26 protein-coding genes and 1 tRNA gene are annotated in these 17,831 nt (G+C 75.0%); 14 read left to right on the top strand and 13 right to left on the bottom strand.

Translation table 11 applies throughout. From position 1 onward, the window contains the following. Positions 1–88: 88 nt before the first annotated feature. On the bottom strand, positions 89–1,006 hold the full coding sequence (locus tag L3X23_RS30305) for an alpha/beta hydrolase (protein WP_237196558.1): 918 nt from the start codon (positions 1,004–1,006) through the stop codon (positions 89–91). Positions 1,007–1,120: 114 nt separating this feature from the next. On the opposite strand from L3X23_RS30305, the gene L3X23_RS30300 reads away from it, so the two are divergent. The 3 genes from L3X23_RS30300 to L3X23_RS30290 are packed head-to-tail and all read left to right on the top strand — an operon-like array spanning position 1,121 to position 2,669. After that, positions 1,121–2,137, top strand: a complete 1,017-nt coding sequence (locus L3X23_RS30300) for a patatin family protein (protein ID WP_237196556.1) — start codon at positions 1,121–1,123, stop codon at positions 2,135–2,137. A gap of 20 nt (positions 2,138–2,157) precedes the next feature. Further along, positions 2,158–2,412, top strand: a complete 255-nt coding sequence (locus tag L3X23_RS30295; protein ID WP_237196554.1) for a hypothetical protein — start codon at positions 2,158–2,160, stop codon at positions 2,410–2,412. A gap of 35 nt (positions 2,413–2,447) precedes the next feature. Continuing rightward, positions 2,448–2,669 carry a hypothetical protein gene (locus tag L3X23_RS30290; protein WP_143029932.1) on the top strand — a complete coding sequence of 74 codons (222 nt, stop codon included), beginning with the start codon at positions 2,448–2,450 and terminating at the stop codon, positions 2,667–2,669. Here L3X23_RS30290 and L3X23_RS30285 read toward each other — a convergent pair. Continuing rightward, positions 2,654–3,097 (bottom strand): protein-tyrosine phosphatase family protein, encoded by a 444-nt coding sequence (locus L3X23_RS30285; RefSeq protein WP_237196552.1) that lies wholly within the window; start codon positions 3,095–3,097, stop codon positions 2,654–2,656. The genes L3X23_RS30290 and L3X23_RS30285 overlap by 16 nt on opposite strands. A gap of 19 nt (positions 3,098–3,116) precedes the next feature. Here L3X23_RS30285 and L3X23_RS30280 point away from each other — a divergent pair, with 19 nt between their 5' ends. After that, positions 3,117–3,896, top strand: coding sequence for a putative protein N(5)-glutamine methyltransferase (locus L3X23_RS30280; RefSeq protein WP_237196550.1), 780 nt, complete (start codon positions 3,117–3,119; stop codon positions 3,894–3,896). Here the strand turns inward: L3X23_RS30280 and L3X23_RS30275 are convergent. Both L3X23_RS30275 and L3X23_RS30270 read right to left on the bottom strand, forming a co-directional pair. Next, positions 3,856–4,254, bottom strand: a complete 399-nt coding sequence (locus L3X23_RS30275; protein ID WP_093076803.1) for a molybdopterin-binding protein — start codon at positions 4,252–4,254, stop codon at positions 3,856–3,858. The two genes, L3X23_RS30280 and L3X23_RS30275, sit on opposite strands and share 41 nt — an antisense overlap. Beyond that, positions 4,255–4,941 carry a carbon-nitrogen hydrolase family protein gene (locus L3X23_RS30270; protein ID WP_237196548.1) on the bottom strand — a complete coding sequence of 229 codons (687 nt, stop codon included), beginning with the start codon at positions 4,939–4,941 and terminating at the stop codon, positions 4,255–4,257. A gap of 87 nt (positions 4,942–5,028) precedes the next feature. Between L3X23_RS30270 and L3X23_RS30265 the strand changes: the two genes are divergently transcribed. Beyond that, positions 5,029–5,313 carry a putative quinol monooxygenase gene (locus tag L3X23_RS30265; protein ID WP_237196546.1) on the top strand — a complete coding sequence of 95 codons (285 nt, stop codon included), beginning with the start codon at positions 5,029–5,031 and terminating at the stop codon, positions 5,311–5,313. A gap of 159 nt (positions 5,314–5,472) precedes the next feature. On the opposite strand, the gene L3X23_RS30260 is transcribed toward L3X23_RS30265, so the two are convergent. Then, positions 5,473–5,554, bottom strand: a tRNA-Tyr gene (locus L3X23_RS30260). 95 nt (positions 5,555–5,649) lie between these two features. On the opposite strand from L3X23_RS30260, the gene L3X23_RS30255 reads away from it, so the two are divergent. Together L3X23_RS30255 and L3X23_RS30250 are read left to right on the top strand one after the other, a co-directional pair. Then, the gene (locus L3X23_RS30255) at positions 5,650–6,141 is read left to right on the top strand and encodes a YajQ family cyclic di-GMP-binding protein (RefSeq protein WP_093076794.1); all 492 of its coding nucleotides are present in this window, start codon (positions 5,650–5,652) and stop codon (positions 6,139–6,141) included. 187 nt (positions 6,142–6,328) lie between these two features. Then, positions 6,329–7,381, top strand: a complete 1,053-nt coding sequence (locus tag L3X23_RS30250; RefSeq protein ID WP_237196544.1) for a HoxN/HupN/NixA family nickel/cobalt transporter — start codon at positions 6,329–6,331, stop codon at positions 7,379–7,381. 21 nt (positions 7,382–7,402) lie between these two features. Here the strand turns inward: L3X23_RS30250 and L3X23_RS30245 are convergent, their stop codons facing one another. The 3 genes from L3X23_RS30245 to L3X23_RS30235 all read right to left on the bottom strand — a co-directional run bounded on the left by L3X23_RS30245 (position 7,403) and on the right by L3X23_RS30235 (position 9,281). Beyond that, a complete protein-coding gene (locus L3X23_RS30245; protein ID WP_237196542.1) occupies positions 7,403–8,149 on the bottom strand; it encodes a GAF and ANTAR domain-containing protein in 747 nt (248 codons plus the stop codon). Positions 8,150–8,218: 69 nt separating this feature from the next. Beyond that, on the bottom strand, positions 8,219–8,479 hold the full coding sequence (locus L3X23_RS30240; RefSeq protein ID WP_237196540.1) for a hypothetical protein: 261 nt from the start codon (positions 8,477–8,479) through the stop codon (positions 8,219–8,221). Between the two features lie 85 nt (positions 8,480–8,564). Continuing rightward, positions 8,565–9,281 (bottom strand): GAF and ANTAR domain-containing protein, encoded by a 717-nt coding sequence (locus tag L3X23_RS30235; RefSeq protein ID WP_237196537.1) that lies wholly within the window; start codon positions 9,279–9,281, stop codon positions 8,565–8,567. 273 nt (positions 9,282–9,554) lie between these two features. Between L3X23_RS30235 and L3X23_RS30230 the strand changes: the two genes are divergently transcribed. The 7 genes from L3X23_RS30230 (at position 9,555) to L3X23_RS30200 (ending at position 13,910) form a co-directional block, all read left to right on the top strand. Further along, positions 9,555–9,731 carry a zinc transporter Slc39a7 gene (locus L3X23_RS30230; RefSeq protein ID WP_093076757.1) on the top strand — a complete coding sequence of 59 codons (177 nt, stop codon included), beginning with the start codon at positions 9,555–9,557 and terminating at the stop codon, positions 9,729–9,731. A 254-nt stretch (positions 9,732–9,985) separates the two neighbouring features. Then, the gene (locus tag L3X23_RS30225) at positions 9,986–10,702 is read left to right on the top strand and encodes a CHRD domain-containing protein (protein WP_237196535.1); all 717 of its coding nucleotides are present in this window, start codon (positions 9,986–9,988) and stop codon (positions 10,700–10,702) included. Continuing rightward, positions 10,689–11,243: a class F sortase gene (locus L3X23_RS30220; protein WP_237196534.1), complete on the top strand. Its 555-nt coding sequence runs from the start codon at positions 10,689–10,691 to the stop codon at positions 11,241–11,243. Before L3X23_RS30225 ends, L3X23_RS30220 begins: the two co-directional genes overlap by 14 nt. Positions 11,244–11,287: 44 nt before the next feature. Further along, on the top strand, positions 11,288–11,857 hold the full coding sequence (locus L3X23_RS30215) for a sigma-70 family RNA polymerase sigma factor (protein WP_237196533.1): 570 nt from the start codon (positions 11,288–11,290) through the stop codon (positions 11,855–11,857). Beyond that, on the top strand, positions 11,854–12,513 hold the full coding sequence (locus L3X23_RS30210) for an anti-sigma factor (protein ID WP_237196531.1): 660 nt from the start codon (positions 11,854–11,856) through the stop codon (positions 12,511–12,513). The genes L3X23_RS30215 and L3X23_RS30210 overlap by 4 nt, the downstream gene beginning before the upstream one ends. A gap of 69 nt (positions 12,514–12,582) precedes the next feature. Continuing rightward, positions 12,583–13,164 (top strand): RNA polymerase sigma factor, encoded by a 582-nt coding sequence (locus L3X23_RS30205; RefSeq protein ID WP_237196529.1) that lies wholly within the window; start codon positions 12,583–12,585, stop codon positions 13,162–13,164. Then, the gene (locus L3X23_RS30200) at positions 13,161–13,910 is read left to right on the top strand and encodes an anti-sigma factor domain-containing protein (protein WP_237196527.1); all 750 of its coding nucleotides are present in this window, start codon (positions 13,161–13,163) and stop codon (positions 13,908–13,910) included. The genes L3X23_RS30205 and L3X23_RS30200 overlap by 4 nt, the downstream gene beginning before the upstream one ends. A gap of 54 nt (positions 13,911–13,964) precedes the next feature. Here the strand turns inward: L3X23_RS30200 and L3X23_RS30195 are convergent, their stop codons facing one another. The 5 genes from L3X23_RS30195 to L3X23_RS30175 are packed head-to-tail and all read right to left on the bottom strand — an operon-like array spanning position 13,965 to position 17,825. After that, the gene (locus L3X23_RS30195) at positions 13,965–14,342 is read right to left on the bottom strand and encodes a DUF1330 domain-containing protein (RefSeq protein ID WP_237196525.1); all 378 of its coding nucleotides are present in this window, start codon (positions 14,340–14,342) and stop codon (positions 13,965–13,967) included. A 14-nt stretch (positions 14,343–14,356) separates the two neighbouring features. Continuing rightward, positions 14,357–16,003, bottom strand: a complete 1,647-nt coding sequence (locus L3X23_RS30190) for a SulP family inorganic anion transporter (RefSeq protein WP_237196523.1) — start codon at positions 16,001–16,003, stop codon at positions 14,357–14,359. Between the two features lie 36 nt (positions 16,004–16,039). Then, a complete protein-coding gene (locus L3X23_RS30185) occupies positions 16,040–16,426 on the bottom strand; it encodes an ATP-binding protein (RefSeq protein ID WP_237196522.1) in 387 nt (128 codons plus the stop codon). A 30-nt stretch (positions 16,427–16,456) separates the two neighbouring features. Further along, positions 16,457–17,608 (bottom strand): glutamate--cysteine ligase, encoded by a 1,152-nt coding sequence (locus L3X23_RS30180; protein ID WP_237196520.1) that lies wholly within the window; start codon positions 17,606–17,608, stop codon positions 16,457–16,459. Continuing rightward, positions 17,598–17,825 carry a hypothetical protein gene (locus L3X23_RS30175; protein WP_237196519.1) on the bottom strand — a complete coding sequence of 76 codons (228 nt, stop codon included), beginning with the start codon at positions 17,823–17,825 and terminating at the stop codon, positions 17,598–17,600. Before L3X23_RS30175 ends, L3X23_RS30180 begins: the two co-directional genes overlap by 11 nt. Positions 17,826–17,831: the final 6 nt, after the last annotated feature.

Raw genomic sequence — 17,831 nt, 5'->3', positions numbered from 1 at the left:
CTCTCCACTCTCGGTGCCGGAGGCACGGGTGACAAGTGTCCGGCCGGGCGCGACGACGATGGCGCGCCCGGCCGGAGCCGCGCCCGCCTCAGGCCTTCCGGACGGCGTCGGCGACCTCGTCGAGGATCGGCGCGCCGACCGGGGTGGCGCCGAGGGTCCACAGGAAGTCGTGCAGCAGGCCCTCGAAGCGCTTCCGCGTGACCGGCACACCCGCGGCCTCGAGCTTCGTGGCGTAGGCCTCCCCCTCGTCCCGCAGCGGGTCGTACTCCGCGGTGGCGACGTAGGCGGGGGGCAGCCCGGAGAGGTCCGCGCGCCGGCCGGGGCACAGGTACTCGATGTCGTCGGACTGCGCGCCGAGGTAGTGGGCCCAGAACCACTCCATCGCGCCGCGGGTGAGCAGCTTGCCGTCCGCGTTCTCGGAGTAGCTCGGGGTGGTGAAGGCGAAGTCGGTGACCGGGAACAGCAGGACCTGCGCCGCGATCGCGGGGCCGCCGCGGTCCAGCGCCGCCTGCGCCACGGACGCGGCGAGGTGACCGCCCGCGGAGTCCCCCGCCACGACGAGCCTCGACGCGTCCGCCCCCAGCTCCGCCGCGTGCTCGGCGGCCCAGACCGTGGCCGCGTAGCAGTCGTCGAACGCGGCGGGCGCGACGTGCTCGGGGGCCAGCCGGTAGTCCACGGAGACCACGACGGCACCGGAGCGGTTGGCGATGGACCGCAGCGGCCGGTCGACGATGTCCAGGTCCCCGATGACCCAGCCGCCGCCGTGGAAGTAGACGACGAGCGGGCGGGGGCCCGCACCGTCCGGCGTGTAGATGCGGACGGGGAGCTGCGAGGCCGGGCCGGGGATCCGCCGCTCCTCGACGGCGATCGGCTCGGGCTCGCCCTGCAGGTCGAGGAAGCCCTTGGTCGCGGCGCGGGCCGTCGGGACGGTCATCTGCGGGAACGGCGGCATGCCCTGCGCCTCGAGCGCGTCGAGCAGGGCCTGGGCTTGGGGGTGGACCGGCAACGCTGCCTCCTCCGGAACGGGGTGTCGCGCCCACCGTGACATCGGTCACGGATCCGACCTTCGTGCCGAGGATACGAAAACCGTGGACGCGTTCGTACCGGGAGGATGACGGGGATGACTGCTCCGGATCCGTGGGGTGACGCCTGGGGTGACCAGGAGGTCCTGCGTGCCCTGCTACGCAGGCGGGAGGCGGGCAGCAGGCCCGGCGAGCGCCGGGACGGGCACCGGATCGCACTGGTGGTGGGCGGCGGCGGGATGCGCGGCGCCTACGCGGGTGGGATGGTCTGGGCCCTGGAGCAGGCCGGGCTCACCGCGGGCTTCGACCTCGCCTACGGCGCGTCCGCGGGGGCCTTCGTGGCGACGGCGGCGCTGCTGGGCCACGGGTACGACGCCTCCCGGATCTTCCCCGACGACATGGCCCGCCCGGAGTTCGTCGACCCGCGGCGGCTCGGCCGGGCGCCGATGGTGTCGCTGGACCACCTGATCCACGAGATCCTCGTGCACACCAAGCCGACGGACTGGGACGCGCTGCGGGACCATCCGGCCCCCCTGCACGTCGTGGTCACCGACGCGGCCGACATGACCCCGCACACCCTGACCGGGCTGCGGGACGCCGCGGAGTGGCGGCTGGCCATGCGCGCCACCGCCGCGATCCCCTACCTGACCGGTCCGCCCGTCGAGGTGCGCGGCCGACGCTGGGTGGACGGGTCCATCGGCGACCCGCTGCCCGTCGGGCGGGCGCTGCGCGAGGGCGCGACCCACGTCCTCGCCCTGCTCACGCGCACCCTCCCCGAGCTGCGCAGGCCCGCGCCCGCGCACCCGTGGTGGGCCCGCGGGATCGACCGCCTCGTGCCCGGGCTCGGCGCGATGACCCAGGACGTCGCGCGGCACGCGGACAGCATCGCGCTGCTCGCCGACGCCGCCCACCCCGACCGCGACGGCAGGCACGTGTGCGCCCTCAGCCCGCTGACCAGCGCGGACATCCGGGGTCTGACCGTCGACCCGGTGCGGGTGGAGCGGGCGAGCCACCTGGGGCACGCCGCGGCGGCGGCCGCGATCCGGGCCGTCGACCCCGGTTTCCGCCTCGGCCCCGATGAGTTCCCGGCCGGACGGCGGTCTCCCCTTCCGTAACCCGATCCGGGGGAGGGGTGGTGGACCGCTTCGACAGACGACACATCACGATCGAGGCGGGCACGTCCCGGCCGCACGACGAGGACGAGTGGCGAGGGGTACTCGTCCTCGTCGAGGCCGGGGAGATCGAGCTGCGCTGCGCGTTTGGCGGGCGGCGCCGCTTCCGCGCCGGGGCGGTCCTGTGGTTCTCGGGGCTGAACCTGCGCGAGGTGCACAACCCGGGCATCGACCCGGCGGTGATCGTGGCCGTGTCACGAACCCGTAGCACCGGGTGAGCACGGTCGACACGTGTGTGGACGACCATGAACCCATGAGCATCGACGTGCCCGTCGCGCAGGCGGAGAACACGCGGTCGGCCGCGATCGGTGAGCTCCTGGACGCGCTGCAGGAGCTGAGCGCCACGTACCTCGACCTGCCCGAATCCGAACGCATCGCGCGGTGCACCGCGGAGGCGGACCGGATCACCGCGGAGGTGGCCCGCCACCTCTTCGGCGCCCGCACGCGGCTGTCCAGCTCCTACAGCCGCCGCTGAACCGTCCGCTCGGCGAAGCCCCGGACCCAGCGCCGCTGCCACGGGGTCTCGACGGCCCGCGGCCGGTAGTGCGCACGGGTCCAGGCCACGGCGTCCGCGGCCGGGTGTCCGGCGAGGACGGCCATGCAGGCCAGCACGGTGCCGGTGCGCCCGGTGCCGCCGGTGCAGCTGACCTCGACGAGCACACCCGACCGGGCGCGCTCGTAGGCGTCCACGATCGCGGCCGTCGCGCCCGCCCGGTCGCGCGGCACGCGGAAGTCCGGCCAGTCGATCCACGCGGCGGCCCACTCCGGCTCGTCGTCGTGGCCCGGCCTGCCCAGACACAGCGAGAACGCGGGCCGCGGGCCGTCCGGGAGGGGATCGCGCCGCCCCCGCCCGCGGACCGCGGTGCCGTCGGGGAGCAGGACGGCGCCGTCCAGCTGGGTCATGGGGCCATACTGCCCCGTCGTGACCCTGGACGGGATCGTGGACACCCTGCGCGCCGCGGGGTGTGTGTTCGCCGAGGAGGAGGCCGCGGTGCTCCGCTCGGTCGCGTCCGGCGCCGGGCTCGACGCGCTGGTCGCGGCCCGGGCCGCGGGCGCGCCGCTGGAGCACCTGGTCGGGTGGGTGGAGTTCGCGGGTCTGCGGGTCGCCGTCGGGCCCGGGGTGTTCGTGCCGCGGCGCCGGACCGAGCTGCTCGTGGACCAGGTGGTCGCCGCGGCGCCCACCGTCGTCGTCGAGCTGTTCTGCGGGGCGGCGGCCGTCGCGGCGGCCGTCGCGGCGGCGCTGCCGTCCGCCGAGGTGCACGCCGCGGACGTCTCGCCCGAGGCGCTGGTCCACGCACGTCTCAACCTGCGCGCGGACCGGGTCCACGGCGGCGACCTGGATGCCGGGCTGCCGCCGGACCTGCGCGGGCGGGTGGACGTCCTGGTGGCGAACGCCCCCTACGTCCCCACCGGGGCCATCGCGACGATGCCGCCCGAGGCGCGCGACCACGAGCCCCGCGCCGCGCTCGACGGCGGCGCGGACGGCCTCGACCACCATCGCCGCCTCGCCGCGCGGGCACCGCGCTGGCTGCGCCCGGGCGGTCTCCTCGTCGTGGAGACCTCCCGCGGGCAGGCGGCGGGCACCGCGGCGGCGATGGTCGGCTTCGCGACCACCGTGGTGCGAGACGACGACCGGGACGCGACCGCCGTCGTCGGGCGGCTCACCTCCGGGGCGTCTCCACCACCACGTTCGTCGACTTGATCACGGCGACGGCCAGCGACCCGGGCGCCAGCCCCAGCTCCGCGACGGCCTCGCTGCTCATCAGCGACACCACCCGGTGCGGGCCGCACTGCATCTCCACCTGGGCCATCACGGTGTCCGCGACGACCGACGTGACCAGCCCGACCATCCGGTTCCGGGCCGACGACGCCACCGAGGACGTCTCCGGCGCGGCGCTCGCGTGGTCGCGGGTGAACGCGGCCAGCGCGGCCCCGTCCACCACCTTGCGCCGCGACGCGTCCAGGTGCACGGGCAGGGTGCCGGCGTCGATCCACCGGCGCACGGTGTCGTCGCTGACACCCAGGAGGTTCGCCACCTCCGAGATCCGGTACTCCGCCACCTACCGGATCCTAGCCACGGCCAGGTCGCCCGGTTCGGCGCCCGCCCGGACCGGCGCGGACCCGTCCGCGGGCCAGATCCCGGAGCGCCCCGCGGTGCGGTCGTAGCCGAAGCCGGTCGGGGCGGCGCAGCTCGCGATCACCACGGCCACGCCGTGGTCCGCCACGACCCGCCGGGCCCGCTCCTCCTGCACGGCCGCGTCCTCGGGCCGGTCGACGACGCCGGCGACGTAGACGTCGATCCCCAGCGCCGCGGTGTCCGCGGCGTGCCGCGGGATCCCGGTGTCGCGGCAGACCGCGAGGCCCAGCCGCCACCCGTCGACCTCGACGACGGCCGGGGCGTCGCCCGCGCGGTGGTGGGCGGTCTCCTCCGCACCCAGGTAGATCTTGCGGTAGGCGACGCGCACCCCGTCCCCGTCGACGGCCAGCACGCCGATCGACGGGCCCGCCACCGGCGCCCCGGCCAGGGCGAGCGTCCCGGTCTCGGCGCACGCCGCGACCAGCGGGGCGAGGTCGACCGGGTCGACCGGGGGCGCGTCGAGCTCGTAGCCGGTCAGCGACAGCTCCGGGAACACGACGACCCGCGCCCCCGCCGCCCGGACGACCTGCGCGTGCAGCCGGGCATTGGCCCGGACGTCCCGCGCCACGCACGGCGGTTGGGCCGCGGCGATGCACAGCTCGGTGCGCACGATTCCTCCTCGCCGTGACGAGAACGCCCGCCGGGGCCCGACGTCCGCCACCGATGACTTCCGACTCCCCCGGAGGTCTACCCTTCCATGCTGATCATCGCCGGGTACCTGCGCACCGAGCCCACGGATCGAGACGCCTTCGTGGCAGACGGAGCGAAGGCGGTCTCCCTGGCGCGCAGTGCCCCCGGCTGCCTGGACTTCTCCCTCACGGCCGACACCGTCGATCCGGCGCGCATCAACGTCTTCGAGCGTTGGGAGTCCGAGGACGAGTTCCTGGCGTTCCGCGGCTCCGGGCCGGACGCGGACACCGCGACGCGGATCCTGGGCGCGGACGTGAAGCGCTACGTCATCGCGTCCGTCGAGGAGCCGTGAGCGGAGCGCGTCCGGATCGGACCCCGGCGCACCGAGTCGTCAGGAGGCCCCCGCACCGCTCACCAGGCGCCCGAACGACCTTCGGCACCCACCCTCTCCCGACACGAGAACGGCCCCCGACCCGCGTCTCCGCTGGTCAGGGGCCGTCACCCGAGGGTGTGGCAGGTGAAGGATTCGAACCTTCGTAGGCTAAGCCGACGGATTTACAGTCCGCTCCCTTTGGCCACTCGGGCAACCTGCCGAGGTGCAGTCGGCGTGCCGACGTGCGGGGAGAAGGATACGACAGCGGTGATCGACCTCCGACGAGGGGGTGCCGTGCCGCAGCGAGGAGGAGCCATGGCCGACCCGTCGTTCGACGTCGTCAGCAAGGTCGACCGCCAGGAGGTGGACAACGCGCTGAACCAGGCGGCGAAGGAGCTGTCGCAGCGCTTCGACTTCCGCGGCACCGGAACGTCCATCGACTGGTCCGGCGAGGAGGCGATCAGCCTCGAGTCGGAGACCGAGGAGCGGCTCAAGGCCGCGGTCGAGGTCTTCAAGGAGAAGCTGATCAAGCGGAACATCTCGCTGAAGGCCTTCGAGGTCGGCGAGCCCGCCGTGTCCGGCAAGACCTACAAGGTCACGGGCAAGATCCTGCAGGGCATCGCCTCGGACAAGGCCAAGGAGATCAGCAAGGCGATCCGGGACGAGAAGCTCAAGGGCGTCCAGGCCCAGATCCAGGGCGACCAGCTGCGCGTCTCGGGCAAGAAGAAGGACGATCTCCAGGCGGTCATCGCGCTGCTCAAGGGCAAGGACTTCGGCATCGCCCTGCAGTTCACGAACTACCGGTAGCCGGGCGGGGCCGGGGGCCCGGACCACGTGACCGCCCTCACAGTCCGGTTGGGCGCCGCCCGTCCGATTCTGCGATGACTGAGCAGATGTTCATGCTTGAAGTCGTCCTCGGTCGCCTGCTGGCATGGACCCCGTGCCCCGCATCCGTTCGCGCCTCACCCCCGCCGAGAGACGAGGTGCGACGGCGATGGCCGCCGTCCTCGTCGTGCTCACCGTCGCCGGATGGGGCGTCCTCGTCCTCCTGGTCGTCCCCCACCACTACGACCTCGGCAGCACGGGGGCGTTCGGCGTCGGGCTGGGGCTGACCGCCTTCCTGCTCGGGATGCGCCACGCCTTCGACGCCGACCACATCGCCGCCATCGACAACACCACCCGCAAGCTGCTCGCCGAGCGCGAGACCGGCTCCCCGCGGCCGCTCTCGGTCGGGTTCTGGTTCGCCCTGGGCCACTCCAGCGTCGTGCTCGTGCTCGTCGCCCTGGTCGCGCTCGGGGTGCGGGTGATCGCCGGGGAGATCTCCGACGACGGCTCGTCGCTCAAGCAGGTCGGCGGGCTCATCAGCACCAGCGTCTCCGGTCTGTTCCTGGTCCTGCTCGGGCTGGTCAACCTCGTCATCCTGGTCCAGATCCTCAAGGTCTTCCGCGACATGCGCCGCGGCCGCTACGACGAGGCCACCCTCGAGGAGCACCTCGCCAAGCGCGGCCTCATGAACCGCGTCCTCGGCCGCGCCACCCGCGCCGTCCGCCGCCCGTGGCACATGTTCCCCGTCGGCCTGCTGTTCGGCCTCGGCTTCGACACCGCCACAGAGGTCACCCTGCTGGTCATCGCCGGGGGCGCCGCCGCGGGCGCCCTGCCCTGGTACGCCGTCCTCGTCCTGCCGGTGCTCTTCGCCGCGGGCATGAGCCTGTTCGACACCCTCGACGGCGCCTTCATGTGCTTCGCCTACGACTGGGCCTTCCGCGGGCCCGTCCGGAAGGTCTTCTACAACGTCACCATCACCGCCCTGTCCGTCGCGGTCGCCCTCGTCATCGGCACGATCGAGCTGCTGTCGCTGCTCGCGGACAAGCTCGGCGTGGACTCCGGCCCGCTCGGCTGGGTCGCCTCGCTGGACCTGGACGACGTCGGGTTCGTCGTCGTCGGGCTGTTCTGCCTGACCTGGGTGGTCGCCCTCGCCGTCTGGCGGTTCGGCCGCATCGAGGACCGCTGGAACGCGGCCCTCGCCGACGCCGACGCCGCCGGCTGAACCCGCTCCCGACGAGGTCGGTCAGCGGTCCCGGCGGCGGTCCACGAGCGTCTGCGCGACGTCGGTGAGCTTGACGTTCATCCGCTGGGAGGCGGAGCGGAGCATCGCGAAGGCCTCGTCCGCGCCGATGCCCTGGCGCTCCATCAGGATGCCCTTGGCCTGCCCGATGACGTCCCGGGTCGCGAGCGCCGTCTCCAGGTGGGCCGACCTCGCCTCGGCGGCGGAGGTCGCCCGGGCCATCACCAGCGCCGCCCCGACGTGCGCGGCGAGGATCACCGCGACGTCCCGGTCGGCGGAGTCCAGTCCGTGGGCACGATGGGAGTAGAAGGTCAACGCCCCCGCCCGGGGCGGGGCGCTGTGCGGGAAGAGACCGACGGCCAGGGCCGCGTGGACCCCCGCCCGGGCCGCGGCGGGCCCCCACCGGCCCAGCAGCGGGTCGGCGTGCACGTCCGGGGAGTACACGATGCCCGGCCCCGTCGCCCGGGTCGCCGCCACGCACGGACCGTCGCCGAACCGGCGCTGCAGCTCGTCCAGCCGCTCGACGAGCGGGCCACCCCGGACCGGCGAGTGGAACCCGCCCTCGGCGTCGGCGAGGGACACGCCCACCAGGTCCGCCGTCGGCACCAGCGCGCCCGCGGCGCCGAGGACCCGCTGCAGGATCTCCACCACACTCGTCGTGTCGGACATCGACTCGGCGAGGGCGGAGAACACCAGACTCCGGTCGTTCGCCGCCCGTTCGGGACGGGGCGGATGATCGTGCTGCGGCACGCGGGGACCTTTCCACCCACGCCCTGGTCGAGGGCTCCAACCGGTCGCGGCTGGAGGTTCAACCGATCTTCACCCTAACCCGTCGCCCCTCCCGTCCCGGGGACCGGGCAGGCCTGAGCGTGCGGCCTCGAACGGGAACAGGGGGACGGGGGCCGGGACGGCGACCGCGGGCGTCGTGTCCAGAGTGGGCACGGCGGCGGTGCCGCCGCCGGACAGCCCGATCCCGACGATCGCCGCGACGGACAGGACGACGACCACGCCCGCCGAGAAGGCGGGCCCCAGGATCCGCCGGTCGTCCGGGGCTCCGGCGGCGGAGAACGTGCTGGTCATCCGGGCTCCTCGGGACGGGGCACGGGTCGAGACACCGTGCGACGCGCCCGACTACCCGCGGCCCGACCCGCCAAACCCCGAGGCGCTAGCGGCGCCGTTCCGGGAGGTCTCCGGTGTCGATGACCTGCTCGGCGATGTCGCGGAGCTTGACGTTGAGCAGCTGCGAGGCGCGCCGGAGCAGGTCGAAGGCCTGCTCCTCGGCGACCAGCCCGCGGCCCATCAGCACCCCCATCGCCATCCCGATGCGCCGGTTGCTCTGCAGGGCGTCGCCGAGGTCCTGGGCGTGGCGGCGTTCGCGCGCGGCGTCCATGGCGACGGCGGCGTGCGCGGCGAGGACCGCGCCGACCGCGTGATCGTCCTGCCCGAAGGCCGCGACCTCGCGGGAGTAGAGGTTCAGCGCCCCCATCGTGTCCTCGCGGACGAACAACCGGTACGACAGCATGCTGTGCACCCCGGTCTCGGCGGCGGCCCGGCGGCTGAAGGCGGGCCATCGGCTCTCGGTGGCGAGGTCGTCGCTGAGGAACACCTCGTGCTCGTCGATGGCACCCAGGCACGGACCCTCGCCCGCGGCGTACTGGATGCGGTCGACCTGCCCGGGCACGTCGTCCGTCGCGCCGACCGTGTCGATCGCGCCGCTGCGCGTGACCAGGGAGATGGCGGCGTGGTCGCACCCGTCGACGACGTCCACGGCGGCCTTCGTGACCCGCGACCGGGTCTCGTCCGGTCCGGACTCGGCCTGCAGCTCGCGGGCGAGGGACGCGAACGTCTCGGCGAGGCCGTGCTCGTTCTCCTGCGTACCCATGTCCCGACCGTAGCCCTCGCCGCCGCTCCCGAGGTGGCGGAATCGTCGGCCGGTGCCGGTCCACGCAGACGGTCGACGGGGACGACCGGGCCGCGGCCGAGGGGTCCGACGAGCCTCCCCGACCCGTGAGCGGCGATCGTCGCCAGGGCGACTATCGCCGCTCACGGCCAGGGGAGAGGGCCTCTCACCTGCAACGACGCGGCAACAGGAATGTCCTGGGGAGAGCGCCGAACCCGTTCCGCCGGGGCGCCGCGGGGCCTACCGTCTGCCGTCATGAGCGTTCACACCCACGAGCACAGCCACGGCGACACCGCGCACACCCACGAGCACGGGGCGCACGAGCACCAGCACGTCGAGCACAGCCACACCCACAGCCACGACGGCGACTCCCACGAGCACACCCACGCGCACGACGCCGCGGCCGAGCAGGTCCACGAGCACGCGCACTAGACAGCACCGGTCACCACCCGTCACCACCCCGGGTGCGCGGTCGTTGGACCGGTGAGTCGCGAGTGACACCGGGCTCGAACGATGCGTTCTCGCGGTGAGTCCTCGGGTGTGGGCCTTCGGTCTCCTGTGACGGCGCTGCGGCCGGTCGGTTGCCGGTATGGAGTGCAACCGATCGGCCGCTCCCCGCGGTGAACGCGACCGCCGTCGGCTCCGTATATCCGACAAATCGGATGGACGAGCTGAGGGAGACACCCATGACGAGCGTTCTGCACCGCACTCTGCGGGCCGCCACGGTGGCCACCGTGGTCGCAGGCCTGGCCGCCCTCGGGGCGGGCACCGCGAGCGCCCAGGACGGCGAGGTGGCCGAGCCCGCCGAGTTCACCAGCATGGTCACCGCGATGGCCACCCCGGACATGGTCGTGAACAACGACGGCGTCGCCACGCCGGGCGAGCCCGGCGCGACCGGGACCTTCCACTACCGGCTCAACAGCGAGCTCGAGGTGATCTGCTACGACATCACCCTCGACGGCGTCACCCCGCCCTACCAGAGCCCCGCCCGCACGGCGACGCACATCCACGAGGGGGACGCCGGGTCCGCGGGCCCGCCGCGCATCGCCTTCCCCAACCCCGAGGACGCGGGGGACGGCACCCTGCGCAGCGCGGGCTGCCTGCAGGGACCGTTCACCACGGGCGTCATGGTGAACGGCCAGGACACCGGCACCGGGTTCACCCTGGACCGGATCGAGGCCGACCCGGCGGCGTTCTTCACCGACACCCACACCGCGACGTTCACCGCGGGTGCGGTGCGCGGTCAGCTGACCGAGGTGCCCATGGGCGGGGTCGCGACGGGCGCGGGCGGCGCCGCGACCGAGACCGGCACCGGGACCGCTGCGATCGCGCTCGGGGCGGGCGCGGTGCTCGCCGCCGGCGCAGGCGGCGCGGTCTGGCTCCGCCGCCGTGCGTCGGCGTGACCTGGTCCCGCTCGCGGTCGCCGCGCTCCTGACCGTCGGCTGCTCCGCGGCCCCGACACCGCAGCCCGCGGTGTCGGGGCCGCCGCCCGCGAGCACGGGAACCGCCCCGCCGGGCCCGCCCACCGCCGTGCGGATCCCGGCCCTCGGGATCGACACGGCGCCGATCCCCCTCGGCGTGGCCCCGGACGGGACGGCCGAGGTGCCCGCCGACTACGCGCGGGTCGGCTGGTTCGCCGGAGGCGGCCGCAGCGCGGCGACGGTCCTGCTCGGCCACGTCGACTCCCGCAGCGGACCGGCGGTCTTCCACCGCCTGCGCGACCTGGCGCCGGGTGACCGCGTGGAGGTCGAGCGCGGCGGACAGCGCGCGGTCTACGCCGTCGAGCGGGTGGAGCAGGTCGCCAAGGACGCGTTCCCGACGTTCGCGGTGTTCGGCGCGACCGGCGAGGACGTCCTGCGGCTGGTCACCTGCGCGGGCGCGTTCGACCGGGGCGCGCGCAGCTACACCGACAACCTCGTGGTCCACGCCGTGCGCACCGGATGAACGATCCGGCGCCCGCGCACGTACGTCCTCCCGGAGGGATGTCCATGGGAGTGGTCCGACGGGCGGCCCCGGTCGCCGGCCCGGCACCGGGAGCGCTCGACACCGAGGTCGGGCTGCGCCGGGCCTACACCGCGTACGGCGCGGAGCTCTACCGCTTCGCGCTGCGGCAGCTGGGCGACGAGGGCGCGGCGCAGGAGGTGGTGCAGGAGGTGTTCCTGCGTGCGTGGCGCCGCGCCGACACCTACGACCCGGAGATCGCGAGCCTGCGCTCGTGGCTGTTCTCGATCGCGCGCAACGCCGTGGTCGACGAGGCCCGCCGGGTCGCCGCCCGCCCCTGGCGGCGCACGCTGACCGACGCACCCCAGGACTCCCCCACCGCCCCGGTCACCGAGGGGCTGGACCGGGCGGTCGTCGACACCTGGGTCGTCGAGGAGGCGCTGCGCCGCATCCGCCCGGAGCACCGGGACGCGATCGCCCAGACCCACCTGCGCGGCCGTCCGCACGCCGAGGTGGCCGCCGAGCTCGGCATTCCGATCGGCACCCTGCGCAGCAGGATCTTCTACGGGCTGAAGGCCCTGCGTCTGGCCATGGACGAGATGGGGGTGGAGCGGTGAACGACAGCCACCGCACGATCCGCGAACAGCTCGGCGCGTACCTCCTCGGCGGTCTGACCGCACCGGAGGAGACGGCGCTGCGCGCCCACCTGGACGGCTGCCCCGACTGCCGCGCCGAGCTGGACGACCTACGCCCGGTCGCGGACGCGCTCGCCGGCGTCGCCCCCCAGGACCTCGCCCACGCCCCGGCCCCGCCGCCGTTCCTGATCGAACGGGTCCTCGACGAGGTCCGCCGCACCCCGCGCCCGGCCGCCGCGCCGCCGCGGCGCCGGGCCCCGCTGCTGGTCGCGGCCGCCGTGGTGGTCGCGGCGCTCGTCGGCGGGGGCGTCGGGTTCCTCGCCGGGACCGGGCCGGACGCGCCCCGCGAGGCCGTCGCCGTGCGCACCCTCGCGGGCGGGGTCCAGGCCTCGGCCACGGTCATCCCGCACACCTGGGGCATCGAGATCACCCTCGACGCCGACGGGTTCACCGCGGGCACCCCCTACCGGGTCGTCGTCACCGACGACGCGGGCCGCACCGTCGGCGCAGGCGAGTTCCTCGGGACCGGGGCGGACCCGATGGTGTGCAACCTGAACACCTCGGTCCTGCGGGCCCAGGCCGCCGGGTTCGACGTCCTCGACCCCGACGGCCGCGTCGTCGTCCACGGCGAGCTGTGAGTGAACCGCGGGCGGGCCGGCTCCGAACACAGAGCTGTGTACCGACCTGAACCCGCGGCACCGCCCGGGGTGAGCGCGGGTCCCGGCCCGCTCACCGAGGAGGACCTCCTCGACGCCCTGGCCGCGGGCGACCGGAGCGCGCTCGCCGGCCTCTACGACCGCTACGGCCGCCAGGCCTGGGCCCTCGCCCGGCGGATCTGCGCCGACGACGCCCACGCCGAGGACGCCGTCCAGGAGGCGTTCCTCGCCGTCTGGCGGGGCGCCGCCCGGTTCGACGCCACCCGGGGACGAGTGGGGACCTGGGTGATGACCCTCGTGCACCACAAGGCAGTCGATCTCGTCCGGCGCGAGGAGGGGGTCCGCCGCCGCACCACCACCCTCGACGAGCAGCAGCCCCTCCCCGCCACACCCGGCGCGGACGGCGCGGCGCTCGCCTCGGTCACCGCGGCGGCGGTGCGGCGGGCCCTGGCCGCCCTGCCCGAGGAGCAGCGCCACGCGCTCTCCCTGGCCTACTTCGGCGGCTACACCCAGCGCGAGGTCGCCTCGCTGACCGACAGCCCGCTGGGCACGGTGAAGTCCCGGATGTTCGCCGGGCTGGCCCGGCTGCGGACCGCGCTCGGCCCGGTGCTCGCCGAGGGGGATTTCCGATGAGGACCACCACGCCGTGCCCGATGAGCCGCGAGCTCGTCGGCTTCGCGCTGCACGCCCTGGAGCCCGCGGACGAGCTGGCCGTCCAGCGCCACGTCGCGGGGTGCGCCGAGTGCACCGCCGCGCTGCCCGACTACCAGTCCCTGCTGGCCGCGCTCGGGCGCGCCATCCCCGAGGCGCGCCCGCCCGCCGACCTGCGGGCCCGGATCCTGGACCGGGCGGCGCCGCCGACCACGGCGGGTCCCCGCCCGCACCCGCCGGTCCGGCCGCTCCGGCCGACGACCCTCCCCCGCCACGCGGTCGCGCGGCGCCGGCCGCGCCGGCTCGTCGGGACCGTCCTGGCCGTGGCCTGCGCGATCGCCGTCGGTGGGCTGGCGGGCGCCGCGGTGGACCGGACCGGTTCGACGCTCGACCGGGCCGTCGCCGCCGTCGCCACGCCGGGTGACGCGCGCTCGACGCTGCACGACGAGGCGGGCACCGCGGTCGCGGCGGTCGTCGCGGGCGACGGGACGACCCGTCTGGTCGTCGCCGCGCTGCCCGCGAACGACGCCACGAACTCGGTGTACGTGCTGTGGGGCATCGGCTCGGGGCAACCGCGCCCCCTGGGGACGTTCGACGCCCGCTCGGCAGGCACCGAGGTCGTCACGCTGGCCGCGGACCCGGGCGCCGTCGGCTACGCGGTGTCCCTGGAACCGGGCCGCACCGCCCCGACCACACCGAGCCGCGTCGTCGCGAGCGGGCAGGTCTGAGCCCGCAGCCGCATTATGGAACCATGATGTCGGTTTCGGGCCCCGAAAACGGCATTATGGTTCCATAATGCGTTCGGTGGGGGTCGTCGGTTGCAGGACCGCCTCGACCAGCGCTTCCGTGCGCAGGTGGGTGCCCTTCTGGTACTCGGGGTCCCGCACCATGTCCGAGAAGGCGCGCCTGCTGGGGTAGCGCACCAGCAGCACCGCGTCCCACGCCTGCCCGTCCTCCGCGACGACCGGGGCGCCGCCGTAGCCGTAGTAGACGACCTCGGCGCCGAACCGGCCGGACGTCCGCCGGAAGTGTGCGATGTACTCGTCGTAGCGGGCCCGGCCGCCCTCGACGAAGCGCAGCAGGTTCAGCATCGTCACGGGCTCGTCCGGGTCGACGGAGAGATAGGCCTTGAGATCCGCGCCGGTGGGGTCGATCGCCATGCTGCGCAGTCTGCCTACTCGGCGGCCGGGGCGTCGAGGGCGTCGAGGGCCTCCCCGGACGTGGCGAACACGCTGCCCGGTTCGAGCGCGTCGGTGATGCCGTAGCGCTGCAGCAGGTCCGCGACGGGCGGGATGACGTTGGACAGCACCAGCCGGATCCCGGCCGCCCGCAGGCGGGCGCGGACCTGGTCGAGGACGGCGCCCGCGGTGTAGTCGACGTCCCCGATCGCGGCGGCGTCGAGGCAGAACCAGCGCAGCGGCGGACCGCTCCCGGTCAGCGTGGTGACGTCCTCGACGAGGCGGGAGGCGTTGGCGAAGTAGAGGCCGCTGCCGAAGCGGTAGACCACCAGCCCGGGCGCGGTGCGGGCGCCGGGCGTCACGGCGAGGGACTCCCAGTGCCCGGCGGGGGACTTGCGCAGCACGCTGGAGTGCGGCGAGTAGCTGTGCCGCAGGTGGTCGGCGATCGACAGCGCGACGGCCACGAGGATCCCGGTCTGCACCCCGAGCCCGACGACCGCGGCGGCGGTGGCCACGGCCAGCGCGAACTCCGCGCGCCGGACCCGCCACAACCGACGCAGGCCTGCCAGGTCCACGAGCTCGATCCCGATCACGAACACCACGGCCGCGAGCGCGGCGAGCGGCAGGATCTCCAGCGGCGGGGTCAGGAACAGCACCACGACCACCGTGACGACGGCGGCGCTGACCTGGGCCAGCTGGCTGCGCCCGCCCGCGGAGGCCACCAGCTGGGTCTTGGTGGGGCTGCCGTTGACCACGAACGTGCCGGTGAACGCGGCGGCGAGGTTCGCCCCGGCGAGCCCGACGACGTCCTGGTCGATGTCCGCGGCCTCGCCGTCCCGGGCGGCGTAGGACCGCGCGGTCGCGGCGCTCTGGGCCAGGATGACCACGATCATCGACAGCGCGACGGGGAACACGGCCCGCACGTCGTCGAGCGACAGCGCGGGCAGCACGAGCACCGGCAGCCCGGCCGGGACCGGCCCGACCTGCGGCACGTCCAGCCCCACCGTGGCCGACACGACGATGGCGGCGACGACCGCGACCAACGCGCCGGGGATCCGGCGATCGACCCGCCGCAGCACCAGGACCAGCACGACCACGGCGGCGGCGACGCCGAGGGCGACCCCGTCGACCTCGCCGATCCGGCGCCCGATCTCGACCACCCGCGCCGGCACCTCGCGCGCGGTGATCTCCAGGCCGAGCATCTCCCCGAGCTGCCCCACCGCGACGGAGAGCCCCACCCCGGTCAGGAACCCGACCAGCACGGTGCGGGACAGGAAGTTCGCCAGCGCCCCGAGGCGGACGACCCGGGCGAGGACCAGCAGCACGGCGACCACCAGTGCCGTGGTGCCCGCGAGGGCGACCCAGCGGTCGCTGCCGACCGCGGCCAGCCCGACCAGGCCCGCCGCGAGCATGGCCGCGGTGGCCGAGTCGGCGCCGACGACGAGGTGGCGCGAGGCCCCGAGCAGGGCGAACACGACCGCGGGCGCGAGCAGCGTGTACAGGCCCGTCTCGACCGGCATCCCCGCGATCCGCGCGTACCCCAACACCTCGGGCACGGCCAGCGCGGCGAGGGAGGCCCCCGCGACGGCGTCGGGCAGCAGCCGGGCACGGCGGAGGTCGAGCCCACGGCCGATCCAGCGCAACCGACGACCCCCTCCCGCCCGGCGAGGGGAGAGTACTCAGGCGGCCGCCACGGGGAGCTGGGCCCACACCGTCTTGCCGTCCGCCGGGTCGCGCACGATCCCCCAGGAGGCCAACGCCTCGACCAGGATGAGGCCGCGCCCGCGCAGCCGCCCCAGCCGCGACCGCCCGACGGTCACCGCGGCGGCCCCGTCCGCGTCGTCCACCTCGACCCGCACCGTCGCCCGCACCGTCACCGCGAGGCGCACCTCGTACGGCGGGGCGCCGTGCTCGAGGGCGTTGGTCACCAGCTCGGTGCAGACCAGCTGCGCGTCCGTCTCGAGATCGCCCGGGGGCAGCGCGTCACGCAGCCACCGGCGCAGCTCGGGCAGACAGGTCGGGTTGGCGAAGCGGCGGCACAGTCGGACGACCGGCTGCACACCCATGGGACGACCTCCCGCGGCAGGCGAGTGACCTCACGACGTGGCGGAGGTACCCGTCACGCACCGTGTCCAATCGGATTCGGCCGCGACGGTCGAGTCGGTGACCACGGCGCGCAGGTCCCCGGTCCGCGCGTACACCGCCTGCTGCCGGTCCGCCCCCGTGCCCCGCGCGGTCAGCGCCGCCACCAGCTCGCGGACCACGGCCAGGTCACCGGCCGCGTCCAGGGCCTCGGCCACGTGCGCGACGAGCCGGTCGACGACCGCCGCCGCGGGCGCCGGACGCCCGGTGACCGGGTCGACGAGCGCACCTGCCAGGCCGCTGCGGGCCGCCCGCCACAGGTGCAGGCGCAGCTCCTCGGTCCGCACCGGTTCCGGCGCCCGACCCGCCCGCCAGTCCCGCGCCGCCGTCTCCACGAGCCCCCGCGCCAACGCGGCGACCAGCACGGCGTCCTCCCGGTCGCGGCAGACGTCCGTCACCCGGATCTCCACCGTGGGATGCCGCACGGACAGGCGGGCGTCGAAGTAGAGCATCCCGTCGTCGACGAGGGTCTCGGTGTCGAGCATCGCCGCGGTCACCCGCTCGTACTCCGCCACCGACCCGAAGATCCCGTACGGCCCGGCCGAGGGCCATCGCGACCACACCTGGTTGCGGAAGCTCGCGTAGCCCGAGGCCTCCCCCGCCCAGAACGGCGAGTTCGCCGACAGCGCGAGCAGCGGGGCGAGCCACGGCCGGATCCGGTCCAGCACGGCGACGCCCTCCTCCGCGTCCGCCACCCCGACGTGCACGTGGCAGCCGCAGGTCAGCTGCTCCCGACCGGTCAGCGCGAACCGTTCGAGGACGTGCAGGTTGCGCTCCTTCGGGAACGCCGTGGGCTCGACGGGCAGCGGGTAGGTGCCCAGCGGCGCCACGGCCGCGCCCCGCCGCGCCGCGGCGCGGGCCGCCTGCGCGCGGGTGCGCCCGAGCTCGGCGGCGAGGTCGGCGAGCGCGACACAGGGCCGGGTCCCGGTCTCGAGCTGCTCGGCGTGGAGCTCCGCCTCCAGCCCGGAGCCGTCCGACGATTCCGCGCCGGATCCCCCGTCCTGCAGCCGCAGGACGGTCGCCGCGACCGCGCGCGCCGCCCCGTCGGCGGGGTCGACGAGCAGGAACTCCTCCTCCACGCCCACGCTGCGCGGTTCACCGGCCATGGTGTTCCGCCTGCCGCACCGAGTCCCCGATCAGCCAGATGGTCGAGGGCCAGAGCCCGACGAACAGGGCCCGCCGCTCGGCGTTCCCCCGCTCCTCCTGGCTGACGGTCTTGGCCCGCACCCACAGCCCGATGCAGAGCCCGACCGAGCCGAGCGAGGCCGCCTGCAGGTGCACGGGCCGCACCCCGACGCGGTGCAGCAGAGTTCCGATGGTCACGCCGGT

The sequence above is a fragment of the Pseudonocardia sp. WMMC193 genome, from assembly GCF_021728735.1.
In the GTDB taxonomy this organism is placed as follows: domain Bacteria; phylum Actinomycetota; class Actinomycetes; order Mycobacteriales; family Pseudonocardiaceae; genus Pseudonocardia; species Pseudonocardia oroxyli.
This window is presented reverse-complemented; position numbering and strand designations above follow the sequence as displayed.

Coding starts and splice junctions, on each gene's coding strand:
- L3X23_RS30250 (WP_237196544.1), top strand. CDS start 6,329: ATGGCCGCCGTCCTCGTCGTGCTCACCGTCGCCGGATGGGGCGTCCTC.
- L3X23_RS30200 (WP_237196527.1), top strand. CDS start 13,161: ATGAGGACCACCACGCCGTGCCCGATGAGCCGCGAGCTCGTCGGCTTC.
- L3X23_RS30215 (WP_237196533.1), top strand. CDS start 11,288: ATGGGAGTGGTCCGACGGGCGGCCCCGGTCGCCGGCCCGGCACCGGGA.
- L3X23_RS30300 (WP_237196556.1), top strand. CDS start 1,121: ATGACTGCTCCGGATCCGTGGGGTGACGCCTGGGGTGACCAGGAGGTC.
- L3X23_RS30180 (WP_237196520.1), bottom strand. CDS start 17,608: ATGGCCGGTGAACCGCGCAGCGTGGGCGTGGAGGAGGAGTTCCTGCTC.
- L3X23_RS30285 (WP_237196552.1), bottom strand. CDS start 3,097: ATGACCCAGCTGGACGGCGCCGTCCTGCTCCCCGACGGCACCGCGGTC.
- L3X23_RS30230 (WP_093076757.1), top strand. CDS start 9,555: ATGAGCGTTCACACCCACGAGCACAGCCACGGCGACACCGCGCACACC.
- L3X23_RS30195 (WP_237196525.1), bottom strand. CDS start 14,342: ATGGCGATCGACCCCACCGGCGCGGATCTCAAGGCCTATCTCTCCGTC.
- L3X23_RS30225 (WP_237196535.1), top strand. CDS start 9,986: ATGACGAGCGTTCTGCACCGCACTCTGCGGGCCGCCACGGTGGCCACC.
- L3X23_RS30235 (WP_237196537.1), bottom strand. CDS start 9,281: ATGGGTACGCAGGAGAACGAGCACGGCCTCGCCGAGACGTTCGCGTCC.
- L3X23_RS30290 (WP_143029932.1), top strand. CDS start 2,448: ATGAGCATCGACGTGCCCGTCGCGCAGGCGGAGAACACGCGGTCGGCC.
- L3X23_RS30240 (WP_237196540.1), bottom strand. CDS start 8,479: ATGACCAGCACGTTCTCCGCCGCCGGAGCCCCGGACGACCGGCGGATC.
- L3X23_RS30265 (WP_237196546.1), top strand. CDS start 5,029: ATGCTGATCATCGCCGGGTACCTGCGCACCGAGCCCACGGATCGAGAC.
- L3X23_RS30185 (WP_237196522.1), bottom strand. CDS start 16,426: ATGGGTGTGCAGCCGGTCGTCCGACTGTGCCGCCGCTTCGCCAACCCG.
- L3X23_RS30255 (WP_093076794.1), top strand. CDS start 5,650: ATGGCCGACCCGTCGTTCGACGTCGTCAGCAAGGTCGACCGCCAGGAG.